General features: G+C 36.5%; 12 protein-coding genes. 10 read left to right on the top strand and 2 right to left on the bottom strand.

All coding sequences use genetic code 11. The features are described from left to right. Window positions 1-247 precede the first annotated feature (247 nt). From MSBR3_RS01480 to MSBR3_RS01465, 4 genes are all read left to right on the top strand, one after another. A complete protein-coding gene (locus MSBR3_RS01480; protein ID WP_048105942.1) occupies window positions 248-1,045 on the top strand; it encodes a class I SAM-dependent methyltransferase in 798 nt (265 codons plus the stop codon). 176 nt (window positions 1,046-1,221) lie between these two features. Next, complete coding sequence (locus MSBR3_RS01475) at window positions 1,222-2,079, top strand: hypothetical protein (protein ID WP_196296987.1); 858 nt, start codon at window positions 1,222-1,224, stop codon at window positions 2,077-2,079. A 440-nt stretch (window positions 2,080-2,519) separates the two neighbouring features. Next, on the top strand, window positions 2,520-2,789 hold the full coding sequence (locus tag MSBR3_RS01470; protein ID WP_048105940.1) for a hypothetical protein: 270 nt from the start codon (window positions 2,520-2,522) through the stop codon (window positions 2,787-2,789). A 152-nt stretch (window positions 2,790-2,941) separates the two neighbouring features. Continuing rightward, window positions 2,942-3,478 (top strand): NUDIX hydrolase, encoded by a 537-nt coding sequence (locus MSBR3_RS01465; RefSeq protein ID WP_230627674.1) that lies wholly within the window; start codon window positions 2,942-2,944, stop codon window positions 3,476-3,478. A gap of 1,606 nt (window positions 3,479-5,084) precedes the next feature. Here the strand turns inward: MSBR3_RS01465 and MSBR3_RS01455 are convergent. Next, window positions 5,085-5,513, bottom strand: a complete 429-nt coding sequence (locus MSBR3_RS01455; RefSeq protein ID WP_048105936.1) for a PKD domain-containing protein — start codon at window positions 5,511-5,513, stop codon at window positions 5,085-5,087. 857 nt (window positions 5,514-6,370) lie between these two features. On the opposite strand from MSBR3_RS01455, the gene MSBR3_RS01450 reads away from it, so the two are divergent. Beyond that, entirely contained in the window at window positions 6,371-7,006 is a 636-nt protein-coding gene (locus tag MSBR3_RS01450; protein WP_048109865.1) for a DJ-1/PfpI family protein, read from the top strand. After that, window positions 7,003-7,452, top strand: a complete 450-nt coding sequence (locus MSBR3_RS01445; RefSeq protein ID WP_048105934.1) for a GNAT family N-acetyltransferase — start codon at window positions 7,003-7,005, stop codon at window positions 7,450-7,452. Before MSBR3_RS01450 ends, MSBR3_RS01445 begins: the two co-directional genes overlap by 4 nt. Window positions 7,453-7,760: 308 nt before the next feature. On the opposite strand, the gene MSBR3_RS01440 is transcribed toward MSBR3_RS01445, so the two are convergent. Continuing rightward, complete coding sequence (locus tag MSBR3_RS01440; protein ID WP_048105932.1) at window positions 7,761-8,579, bottom strand: nitroreductase family protein; 819 nt, start codon at window positions 8,577-8,579, stop codon at window positions 7,761-7,763. A gap of 727 nt (window positions 8,580-9,306) precedes the next feature. On the opposite strand from MSBR3_RS01440, the gene MSBR3_RS01430 reads away from it, so the two are divergent. The 4 genes from MSBR3_RS01430 (at window position 9,307) to MSBR3_RS01415 (ending at window position 12,004) form a co-directional block, all read left to right on the top strand. Further along, the gene (locus MSBR3_RS01430) at window positions 9,307-9,657 is read left to right on the top strand and encodes an ArsR/SmtB family transcription factor (RefSeq protein ID WP_052723235.1); all 351 of its coding nucleotides are present in this window, start codon (window positions 9,307-9,309) and stop codon (window positions 9,655-9,657) included. Between the two features lie 206 nt (window positions 9,658-9,863). Further along, a complete protein-coding gene (locus MSBR3_RS01425; protein ID WP_230627672.1) occupies window positions 9,864-10,841 on the top strand; it encodes an MBL fold metallo-hydrolase in 978 nt (325 codons plus the stop codon). A gap of 78 nt (window positions 10,842-10,919) precedes the next feature. Further along, window positions 10,920-11,372 carry a CGGC domain-containing protein gene (locus MSBR3_RS01420; RefSeq protein ID WP_048105926.1) on the top strand — a complete coding sequence of 151 codons (453 nt, stop codon included), beginning with the start codon at window positions 10,920-10,922 and terminating at the stop codon, window positions 11,370-11,372. Between the two features lie 74 nt (window positions 11,373-11,446). Beyond that, entirely contained in the window at window positions 11,447-12,004 is a 558-nt protein-coding gene (locus tag MSBR3_RS01415; RefSeq protein WP_052723234.1) for a flavodoxin family protein, read from the top strand. Window positions 12,005-12,010 lie beyond the last annotated feature (6 nt).

Raw genomic sequence — 12,010 nt, 5'->3', positions numbered from 1 at the left:
ATTTCTTTCTCCTTTTGATTCTGGATCCCATTTGCGTTTTGAAAAGAAGTGGTGCAAAAATGGTATATATTTTTAAATTTGGAAATAATGTTTTAATATGCTTTGATATTTGGTTAAAATCCAAAAAATTTAGAGAAATAGAACGATTATAAAAATACTTATCTAGCACTAGATCCCTGTACACATAAGTACATTAAAGGACAGAATAGTAACAAAAAGGAAACTGCTGTTAAATTAGGTAGATAAAATGGATTACGTACACGGATATTCTAACAGAGAAAATTCTCGACTCTATGATCAGGCAAATACACTCACTGTGTTATTACATCAGGATACCGTATATCCACCAGGAAGCAGAGTGCTTGAAGCAGGCTGCGGAGTAGGTGCACAAACGGTAATATTGAGCAGAAACAGCCCTGAAGCCAGCATCACATCAATTGATATTTCAGATGAATCAGTTGAAAAAGCAAGACTGTTGGCTAAAAAGGAAGGTGTGGAGAATGCTGATTTTCAGGTAGCTAATATCTTCGCTCTACCTTATGAAGACGAGACTTTTGACCACATTTTCATATGCTTTGTACTTGAGCACCTTAAAAATCCTCTCGATGCTTTAATATCGGTAAAGAGGGTACTCAAAAAAGAGGGTACAATAACTGTCATAGAGGGAGATCACGGTTCAAGTTATTTTTACCCCAGGAGCGATGAAGCCCTGCAAGCAATAAAATGCCTGATCGATATCCAGAAACTTTTAGGAGGCAATTCCCTCATAGGTAGAGAAATTTATCCACTACTGAATCGAGCTGGTTTTAAAAATGTGAGCGTTTCCCCCAGAATGGTATATGTTGATTCCAGTAAACCTGATATGGTAGAAGGATTTACAAAAAACACTTTCACTGCGATGGTTGAGGGTGTCAGGAAGCAGGCGCTGGAACTAAAGATGATCGATGAAAAAACGTGGAATAAAGGCATTAGCGACCTCTACCGGACGGCAGGAAAAGAAGGCACGTTTTGTTACACCTTTTTTAAAGGAACAGCCATTAAGTAATTTCTTGGTAGATCTTTATATTCTTGGCTTTACAGGTCAGTCTGAAGTTGATCGCTTGAAAGAGATGTGCGAGACTTTTAAGTAAGCGAACTTAGAATTAGTTATTTAAAAAATTTTAATGTATTTGCAATGTTTTAGTAAAACTCTGTTTTAACTCCGTATACCGAGGCAAAACCATGAGAAATACTATAAAATATGCAATTTTTTTAGTTGGAGCCCTTTATTTGCTGACATTAAATACTTTTGCACTGTCCGATCCTTCAGAAAACAGCAACAAACCCGAAAACAATAGTGAAGAACCAATTGGTATTGGCATATGTATAGATTTCATACCATATAACCATGAGGAATTGAGAGATTATTCCGACACAATTTTGATAGGCACTGTTAAAGAAACACTTCCACCCAGATGGAATACTATAGACGGGAAACAACCTGATAAACCGGCTACTGAACTTAATTTTAGCGACATCATTTACACCGATATCAATATAAGTGTTGATGAATACCTTAAAAATCCGTTGTCATCTAAAGAGCTTATTGTGAGAGTTGTTGGCGGGAAGATTGGAAATGTTAACATGACTACAGACGCTGAACCAAGCTTCAATACTTCAGAAAAGGTTTTACTCTATCTGAGTAAAGATAGTAGCCCCAATACCAAGGATATCGGTCCTGAACACTTCATAGTTACAGATTTCCACCGAGGAAAATACACATTAACTGACAATGGGAGAGCTGTAACACCTGATGAAAATATTACTCTGGATGAATTGCTGAGTACAATTAATCAAACCGATAATAAGGCAAATGATACTGGGATATCAAACGATATAGAAATATTAAACGACACTGAAATATTAAATGATACTGGAATATTAAATAATACTGGAATATCAAAAGATGCAGAAAAGGCAAGTAAGCAAGAACGAAATTCCAGTTCTACCCCGGAATCCAAAAGCATTCCTTTCATAAACTCCTTCTGGGTGCTTGCAGCAGTTATTGGGACAACAGTATATTGGAGAAAGACAAAATAAGCTTTGTAGAGAACTTTCTAAACCAGCTTCAAGAGGCTGAAAACAGATTGTAAATCAGATCATATAGTTCAGTTCAGATAAATGGAGATTAGCTATTTTGGGGGTTTCTATAAAGTCTAATTTAATTACTGAAGATTGAGACAGATAATTTCCTGTAGACCACGTTTACAAAGATTAGATTGAATTCTTTATTTCCTTGGATAGTTTTGGGCTGGAAATTAGTATTTTGAATCAATACACTGACGAAGAACATTTTTGATCCATTATTTTAATTCTAAACTATAAAGTTCCCATAAATGTTTATATTTTTTTAAACCAAAGCACATTTTTCTATAGACTACTTAACTTTAAGGATGCTGTCAGATTTTTCGGATAAGCCTTTAGGCAAGATAGCCAGTTATTTATGTGAAAAAAATAATCCGAATATGGGGGAATTACTGATGGCGTCGAAATTTTCTGCTGAGTTGGAACCTATAATAATGGACAAATTAAAGATTGCACCTGATGACCGTATTGATATTAGAATGTTTCTGGAAAAAGACTCAATCCTTGAAAAAGTGATACTTGAACTTGAGGCAAACGGACTTGTAATCACGGATATTCAAGAAGGCCCAGATGTCATAATAAGAGGGAACAGTGCAATAAACGATCTTTACAAAATAGAAGCAGTTGCAGAAGTTGACAGAATCGAACATGATCATCCCCTTTAATTAATAGTCCTGGTACTAAAGACGTTGGTTCTCACATTTTAAAATTACAGGACACTTAGAGGGCAAGTTTAGTTTAACTGACAGTAGAAAAGCTATGGGAATGGGCTTATAATTATGACATGAGTTTATTATGAAACCTGAAGATCAAAGCATTGGAAGGAAGTAAAAAAGTGAGTGTTTATAGTAATGGCATTCTTTTATTCAGGTCCAGAAATGAAAGGCTAGAAGTAATGCTGGTTCATCCAGGTGGGCCAATCTGGTCAAAAAAAGACTACGGAGTGTGGTCAATACCTAAAGGGCTACCCGAAAAGAATGAAAAACCTCTGGACACGGCAAAAAGAGAACTCAAAGAAGAAACAGGTTTTGAAGTTGACGGCAGGTTTATTGATCTGGGGGAGTTAAATCAATCCAGAAACAAAATAGTGCATGTATGGGCTCTTGAGAAAGATTTGGATATAACAAATGTCATAAGTAATACGTTTACTCTTGAGTGGCCAAAAAACTCCGGGAAAGTACATGAGTATCCCGAGGTCGATAGAGCAGGTTGGTTTGATGTTGAGCTCGCTAAGAAAAAAATAAGAAAAGAACAAACAGGTTTTATTGATAGACTTACAGGCATCATAAATTACTCCCAGAAGGAAAAACACTTAAACAAGGAAAAAAGATACAGGCAGACTACACTATTTTAAACGATGACCAGGCTTGATGATCTGAGAGAAAGTTTATAAAACTATACTTGCTGTAAACATTTCCATGATATAACTAAAAAAGGAGTTTTACAAGTCTACATTCGTTTACTCTGATGGTAAAACCAATCAAATTAATACGGATAACAAAAACGTGGGCAGGAAACAATTTCTGGAGCCTGAAAAATCAAAAGTTAAAATTTTTTATAGGTAAACGGTATATTCTTCATCGCGTTAGAAACGAGGGAGTTTTAACCCTCTAAATATATTATACTTTAAGATCTTCAAAGCTTTTGGAATCCAATCCTTACTTAGTAGATCTTGCTCTCAAATACATAAAACACAATCTGTCAATACGATCCCATACAACATCCCATAAAAATCTAGCATAAGAGAAAGGATAATTCACCCAAAAAGCCAATTTCCTAAAAAGCGATAGATCTTTATAACCCTCTACCCACATGGATTCACTTAGAAATCCTTTCCAAATAAGAGATTTTTGCATATGTTTCCATTGTCTGAAAATATGGGCTATTATGAGTAAGAATGTACAAGCGATTGCGAATTGTCTTTTTGTCATTCTTTTCACCCTCATGACTTAACAAACTTAATAAAACACTCTGAAATAGGGTAAAATTTTCTCTATTTAGTCAAATAGGCCTAAAACCAACATTTTTGGAGTAAAATTCTTTTTTTTAATTATCAAACTTTTTAAAAAGATGGGAAGCTTTTTTTCAGATAGTCTGATACGTTTAACTACATATCTCTTTTCCTATAAATTGTATTCCGACAGAACCTACAAAATTTTCAATGTTTTTAATCAACAAGCAGTCCAGCATTATGTGATGAGATTATATGATGAGATTATGTGGATGAGATTATATGGTTGAGATTATATGGTTGAGATTATATGGTTGAGATTATATGATGAGATTATATGGTTGAGATTATATGGTTGAGATTACTATGATTAAATATTTAGTATGACAAATGATTACGTTTTTGAGTAAGAAACGCAAATTAGTTACAGTTGTTGCACTAAGGTTCGGGACAAAAAACCTGAAAACTGCTTTACTAGCATTAAAAAACAATACAAATCTGATAATAAAAGACAACTTTAACTTATAAGTTTCATAATTATCTTATTTGTGGACTTGTACGCTGAAAAAAAAGATATTATCCTTTCATATTATCACCCGAACACAGATGTCTTTTAAAACTGAAATTCTTTAATATAATAAGAAAAGTTTAGAAAAATATTAAGTTATATAATATAAATAAAATAATATATATCATGAAATATGTTTTGGAAAATGTTTTAAGTTCTTTGCAGTGTCGGCTGTTAGGTGCTTAAAGATTAGTGCGTAGCATCGGAGGCTAAAATTTTGAACAAAACCAAAAATTCATTGTTGAGCTCTCCCAAAACCGATTTATTTGAAAATAAATATGTTTTTAAAGTTTATTCTCATAAATTATTTTCATAATCTGAAATGTTATTGATTACCAAGAATACAGGATTCAGATAAGTAATTTTAAGTTTTGGTATCAGCTCAATATAAAAGCACCATTTAAAAGCTCGAAACGGCAAGTAAATATTGATTTTTCAACTCTATTTAACAACAATACTTTTGTGAACCCACAACAGTCCATTATAACCATCACACCTGATAGTCATGCAACTAATATAAAAACCAGTCTTTGGAAACGTGTGTGTCGGATTTTTTAGTGATGAAGTTATTTTTGTTCCTTGTAGAGAGGTTCCATCTCCAAAGTCCCATCTGATATATGTCTCTTTGCCTTTTGACAGGTCCTTAAATTGTACTAGTCGAGGATTAGTACTCGAAGCGGCTACCGCCGTATAATCAATATAGTTATTTCCACCGGATATTCGGGCTGTTGCTGGTGGAGTTCCTGCACCGAGAGGAGTCATGGTTACAGTACATTTTGCAGAGGCTCCTTCCGACAATAAAGCCAGTATCATTAACACGGTGAAAACAGATACTGTTATTTTCCATACAGACTTTTTATTATTTTTCATATAATCCTCCTGTTTTTTTTAACTTTTATCTGGGAGTACCCGTAGTGAAAAATGACAGGAGAAATTAACTTATAAGCATACTTATTTTCAAGAGATGTAATAAAAAGCGCAATGGAAATTTAAAGCTTTATAATGCTTTATCTTTTTATCTAAAAGATGATGACACTATAAATTCATTTATTATTATTGTCAATTCTTAAAAGATTAAAAACAAGGACTATGAGGATGTTATATAACTCTGTATCTCAAGACAGTTCTTTATTTCCAGTAAGAATCGGCGATATCTCCACAATTCACTAGAAATTATCTATTTCAGGTTATGGTTATTATCAACTATACAGTACCAATAGCCTTTATTCCCAACATACTTACTAGTCGCCTCATCAATCCCCCTATTCTGTTCTGTATACACATCCCAGTATACTCAAACGGAATTTTTAAAAAGGATTAATAAATCCAAGGGAATTTTATTTCATCCTAAAACAATTCCACGATTCAATTGTATAAAAGCTAACAGATAATAAAATAGATAATACGATAGATAATACGATAGATAATACGATAGATAATACGATAGATAATACGATAGATAATACGATAGATAATACGATAGATAATACAACACATATTGAGTATAAGCTAAATGAAGTAATTCCAATCAACTTAGTAAAGATAACGATGATGCAGGATGAAATAAAATTTGAAGTTGAAGTGAAATAGTCAGTTGCCTGAGCATGCATAAGACAAATCAATATTCATAATCTCTTATCCATTCCTTAACGCAGAGTAGACTTTGTATAACCATATCAGTTATGCTAGCAAAAAATATTTACAAAAACATTTACAAACTCTATGATATGAATTTCGGATTTTTGATTTTTCCTGGGCTCGAAGAGCTTGACCTTGTAGGACCGTGGGAAATAATATCGCTCTGGAGCAAATTTGCCCAGGGGCCTGAGAAATGCTTTATGGTTGCCGAAAACCCCGGACCCGTGATATGTAACAAAGGAATGTCCGTAAATCCTCACTTCACTTTTGCGGATTGCCCTCAACTGGACTTTCTCCTTGTACCTGGTGGGGAAGGAACACAGAGAGAAGTGGAGAATCCATCACTGATTCAATTTATTGCCGAGCAGGCTGAATATTGCAAAGCCGTACTGTCGGTCTGTACCGGTACGTTCATTCTTCATAGGGCTGGCTTGCTCTCAAACAAGCAGGCTACTACTCACTGGGCTTCACTCCAGAAGCTGCGAGAATTAGGCGATGTGGAGGTAGTGGAGGATCGAATTGTAAAAGACGGAAATATCTGGACCTCAGCAGGCATTTCTGCTGGCATTGATCTGACGCTTGCGTTTATTGAACACATGACAGATGAAAAAACGGCAGGAAAAATTCAGCTCGGTGCCGAGTACTACCCTTCAGGCAAGTCTTATGGCATGATGCATAAAACTCCGCAGGCTCCTGAGTACTTGAGGAAAAGGGACTGGTTATGAGTGAAATTATTCGCTATATTCAAAAACATGAACTGAAAGAACTACTGGATCTCTATAAATACCTGAACAAGGATGATCCAGATCTAATAGAGGACGTTGAGCTCAAAAAATTATGGCAGGAAATATTGGAAGATCCGAATCAGCACTATTTTGTGGTTGACGTAGACGGAAAACTGGTATCCTCCTGCGTAATGGTTGTTATCAAGAATCTGACTAGAAGCGCAAGTCCTTATGCCATTATCGAGAGTGTTGTGACGCACCCAGATTATAGAAAAAGGGGAATTGGAACAAGACTTTTAAAAAAGGCACAGGAGATAGCCAGAGAAAAAGGCTGTTATAAAATTATGCTCCTCACAGGAAGAAAAGAAGTTATACCATTTTACGAAAACGCTGGATTTGAGTGTAAATCTAAGACAGGACTTATTATAAGATTTGATGGACGCTGAAAAATAGATACTTAATTTCGGCAATCTTGACTCAGATCAGTGCCTGTATATGGAAAAGGGACAGTCGGACCAGGCTCTGGTCTGGACCGCCATGATCCCAGCAAAATAGTGGCGCTGCCGTTCTTTTAAAGGCTTTCCAGAAGAACGGCAATTTTTATCATAGTGTTTATCGCTTCCTCAAAACCTTTCAACCTTACTTTCCAAAACCTTTCAACCTTACTTTCCAAAACCTTTCAACCTTACTTTCCAAAACCTTTCAACCTTACTTTCCAAAACCTTTCAACCTTACTTTCCAAAACCTTTCAACCTTACTTCCACATAACCTCAAGGGGCTTCCTGCGGGGAATTCCATACACTTTATACTGTGGGTTGCCGAACATCATTGCATAGGCGGACTTCCTTCCTGCGGGAAGGCCAAGTTCCTTCTGGAGGGGTTCGTAGAACATGGTAGCAGCTGCAACAAAACCTGCCCAGCAGGTGCCGATACCGAATGCCGGTGCAGCGAGATCAAAATGGGTGAGGGCGATGATAGCATCTACGGATGCAATCTGATTATCTTCAGGAATATGGGCAAAAAGCAGGTGCGGAGCGCCGCGGCATATAACATCGATTCCCTGCTCCCATGCCGAAATTAGTATTGGCACATAAAAGCTCATTGGGTGGTCGGTATTCAGTAGAGTTTTCATCCATTCCATAGTGAGCTCGGCAATCTTTCTGACTTTTTTAGAGTCGTAGATAACAAGCCACTCTACCGGCTGACCGTTGCCTCCAGACGCAGCATAGCGGACAATATCGAGAACCTCAAGGATTTTCTCCTTCGGTACAGGCTCCCTGGTAAAATGCCGAATAGACCTGCGTTTCTTTAGATAAAAAGCTATATCCTCCTGAGAGATGTTACCAGCACTGGCAGGCAGGAGAACTTTCTCCTCAGGGCTGAGATTCAGAATAAGAGCCTGAGATGGACAGAAAGCCTCGCAGTGTCCGCAGTATAGACAATGGGAAACGTTTTCGTCCTGCACCTGAGGGAAATTAGACTCATCAGCCAGACTAATAATACCTGAAGAGCACATCTTTACACAAATGCCGCATCCTGTGCAGCGGTCCTGATCAACGATAATGTGAGTCATTATGTCAAATCCTGTTAAGGGCAAATATATTAACCAGCCCCTGCTAAGGCAGATATGTAACCAGCAATATTTATTTACTTTTCTTTATTTCTCTGCCTGTGAAACTTCACTCATTCGATCACTGCATGGACAAAAGAGTAAAGGCTGCATACTCCTCTTTGTCTGTTTTATGAAATATATTTTTCACTATTCATCAGTAACTTTCAAAACTATGGAAAAACTCCTTTATGAAAGAAAAGCTTCGACCATCTCCTTTTTAATGCCGAATCCAAGAGTCTCTCCCTTCTGTACCTTAAAATTCCGGATATTTTTTCCGACTTTAAACGGTTAATACTTATGATAGAACCTTTGCAGCTCTATGTATAGTATTCCATACCAGAAAAGTACCTCGAATATAGTTTCATGACGATAGTCCTTTGGAACTTCTCCAAGAAGATACTATAGTCTGTTGGCCTGAGAATCCTGGTCCCTTAAACATATTTAGATTCCACAAAAAACACATAGCTCTTAGTATAATTAAATCTCTAGTGTTTGGATTCAAAAATAAGTAAATTATTCAGCGGAAAATTCGTTAGATTAAAGGATAGATCGAAAATTCGGGTTTGTGAATATACTTTAGCACCCAAGCACTCTTATTTGCCAAAATAGGGAAAAAGAGGAAGTTACTTATAGTACCTGAGAAATTGTATAAGATAATACTTATACACTTATAAGTATGAGGTAGATAATGAAAGATCATATAAAAAATATGGCCGAAGTTCTCAAATCCCTAGGTGATGAGAAAAGACTAAAAATAATAAAAATACTTGCTTCAAATAAGGATGAAGTCTTTTGCGTTTCCGATATAGCTCAACAGCTTGGTATCTCTCAACCTGCAACATCACAACATATAAAGGTTCTAAAAAATGTTGGGATTCTTGAAGAAAACCGAAGAGGTTTTAGAGTCTTCTACACAATTAATGCTAATGTATTGGCTGAGTATAAAAAGGACATAGATGAGCTATTTAAGAAAGCCTTTGAGAAATGCACATGTAATTTCTTTTGTGACAAATGTCCTTATAATAACAAACATCAATAAACGGATATAATGCCTTAATTGTAAGTGTTCAAGTATTAGTAAATATTATAGCGTTGTTTATAAGATTATGCTTATAACCTTATAAACAATGGAGGTGTATTTGCGTGATCTAATACAAATTGCTACTGTTCATAATATTATTATGGATATATGCGAGGGAATAATTTATGACTATTTGCAAAACCAAAGAGAGGTGAATACACTCTATGATAGGAAGTTCATTATTAGAGGTTGATGAAGTAAAAGTAACAATAATCGTGGACAATACAATCGACGTATTTATGACAGGTAATGAAATTGTTCACAGGTTTAGTTCAAGTCCTAATTGTCCACTTGTAGCAGAAGACGGTTTTTCAACACTTGTTGCAGAGCATGGTTTTTCAGCGTTGATCCAGGTTAAACGCGGAAATAGACAGGGAGTAGTATTATTGGATACAGGTATTAGCCCCGGAGGAATCTTGCATAACATGGCTGCCTTAGGAATTAACCCAGATGATATGCAAGCAATTATACTCAGTCATGGTCATGCTGATCATACTATGGGGTTACCTGGTCTAATTGAGAAATTAGGATCACATCAAATACCTCTTGTTTATCATCCAGATGCTCTTTTAGACAGAAAGATCATAATGCCAAATAGGTATGAATTGGATCTCTCGCCGCCAAAGTTGACTACTTGTCAACAGAAAAAAGTTGCTTTTATTGAAAAAAGCGATCCAACCCTTCTGGTTGATAACATGGTTCTCGTTTCCGGTGAAATTGCTCGAACTACGGATTTTGAAACAGGATTCCCTATCCACTATACAAAACGTAATGACCAATGGGAAAATGATCCGGTAATAAAAGATGATCAGTGTGTTATTGTAAGTGTTCGGGGACAGGGATTGGTTGTAATTACAGGTTGTTGTCACTCTGGAATTGTCAATACTATCCGCTATGCTCAAGCTCTGACTAATAACCAGCAAATTTGCGCTGTATTAGGCGGTTTCCACTTAACGGGTGGGATATTTGAAAAGATAATTCCTGCTACAATTGCTGAGTTGCAAAAAATTAGTCCGACCTTTTTGATGCCTGGCCACTGCACTGGTTGGTCTGCCATCCATCAAATTGCCCAAGCAATGCCTAAAGCGTTTATACCAAACAATGCTGGTACCACATTAGTTTTCCAAGCGAAACAAATATAAAAACTTACCATTGGTCATCGGTTAAGGAATCTTCTCGTTTATATACTATCGATTTCGGATCAAAAAAGAGGGAAACGTATGGTAAAAGTCGCAATTCTGTGTTGTGATAATGTAAAGAATGAACTCAGTTGTCCGGCAGCAGGCTGCTTCAGATCATTCAATGAGAAGACGGGCTCATTTGAACGATACAAGGATGATACGGAGGCTCGTCTCGTAGGTTTCAGCACGTGCGCTGGTTGCCCTACCTTGCTCGCTCCGGAAAAAATCATAAAAAAGATCAAGCCGCTTGTTGAGATCAGCAAAGCAGAGAAAATACATTTATCCAGCTGCATGGCGAAGATGTGCCCGTTCGTGAACAAATACAAAAGTGCAATTAATGTGGCATATCCTGATGTGGAAGTGGTTATGGGTACCGATGCAGTTTCAGATCAACACATTGAGATAATGAAAACTATGTTTAAGAAACTGCTTACCGATCCCAATCCCGACATTTCGGAAGAATACCTGAAGATTACGCAGTCAGTGGAATAAAAGAGTATGAAGCGAGAGAAAGCGTGATAGCACAAAATTTCTTGGAAAACTTTATTTTTTGAAAGGAGTGTAAAATGATGAAGATTTTAAATCTGTATTGTTCAATGACTGGTAATACTAAAAAAATTGCGTTACAGATCGAAAAAACAGCTAAGTCACTGGGTATGATGGAGGTCACTACCATAGAGGTAACTAAAGACAGTGATCCAAATGAATTTGATTTGCTTGATTTTGATTTCATTTTTATTGGATCGGGTGTATACACTTGGCTACCCCCCCAAATAATGATTGATTTTTGCAGGGCTATGCTGAACAAACATGTTGATAGAGGTGATGTTAAGAGTTACTCTCCAAGAATTGATAAAAAAAGAGCTGTAACCTATTGTACCTTTGGCGGTCCCCATACAGGTGTAAATGAAGCTATATTTACGCCCAAATTCTTAGGGCAATTACTTGATCACCTTGGTATTGAGGTAATAGCAGAATGGCTAATTGAAGGCCAATTTAACAGCAAAAATGAACGCTATATGCGCTTTAATACAGAAGGGCGCATGGGAGATATTACAGGACGACCGAATGAGAGTGATTTACAACGTGTTGCAAATTGGGTTACAGGAGTTTTAAAAGTATAAGGTACT

This window comes from Methanosarcina barkeri 3 (genome assembly GCF_000970305.1).
Taxonomy (GTDB): Archaea; Halobacteriota; Methanosarcinia; order Methanosarcinales; family Methanosarcinaceae; genus Methanosarcina; species Methanosarcina barkeri_A.
The sequence above is the reverse complement of the archived record's forward strand: the minus strand, read 5'-3'. Positions and strand labels throughout refer to the sequence as shown.

Bases quoted from the DNA above. Each gene is read 5' to 3' on its own strand.
- MSBR3_RS01480 (WP_048105942.1), top strand. From the start codon at position 248: ATGGATTACGTACACGGATATTCTAACAGAGAAAATTCTCGACTCTAT.
- MSBR3_RS01475 (WP_196296987.1), top strand. From the start codon at position 1,222: ATGAGAAATACTATAAAATATGCAATTTTTTTAGTTGGAGCCCTTTAT.
- MSBR3_RS01470 (WP_048105940.1), top strand. From the start codon at position 2,520: ATGGCGTCGAAATTTTCTGCTGAGTTGGAACCTATAATAATGGACAAA.
- MSBR3_RS01455 (WP_048105936.1), bottom strand. From the start codon at position 5,513: ATGAAAAATAATAAAAAGTCTGTATGGAAAATAACAGTATCTGTTTTC.
- MSBR3_RS01450 (WP_048109865.1), top strand. From the start codon at position 6,371: ATGAATTTCGGATTTTTGATTTTTCCTGGGCTCGAAGAGCTTGACCTT.
- MSBR3_RS01445 (WP_048105934.1), top strand. From the start codon at position 7,003: ATGAGTGAAATTATTCGCTATATTCAAAAACATGAACTGAAAGAACTA.
- MSBR3_RS01440 (WP_048105932.1), bottom strand. From the start codon at position 8,579: ATGACTCACATTATCGTTGATCAGGACCGCTGCACAGGATGCGGCATT.
- MSBR3_RS01430 (WP_052723235.1), top strand. From the start codon at position 9,307: ATGAAAGATCATATAAAAAATATGGCCGAAGTTCTCAAATCCCTAGGT.
- MSBR3_RS01425 (WP_230627672.1), top strand. From the start codon at position 9,864: ATGATAGGAAGTTCATTATTAGAGGTTGATGAAGTAAAAGTAACAATA.
- MSBR3_RS01420 (WP_048105926.1), top strand. From the start codon at position 10,920: ATGGTAAAAGTCGCAATTCTGTGTTGTGATAATGTAAAGAATGAACTC.
- MSBR3_RS01415 (WP_052723234.1), top strand. From the start codon at position 11,447: ATGATGAAGATTTTAAATCTGTATTGTTCAATGACTGGTAATACTAAA.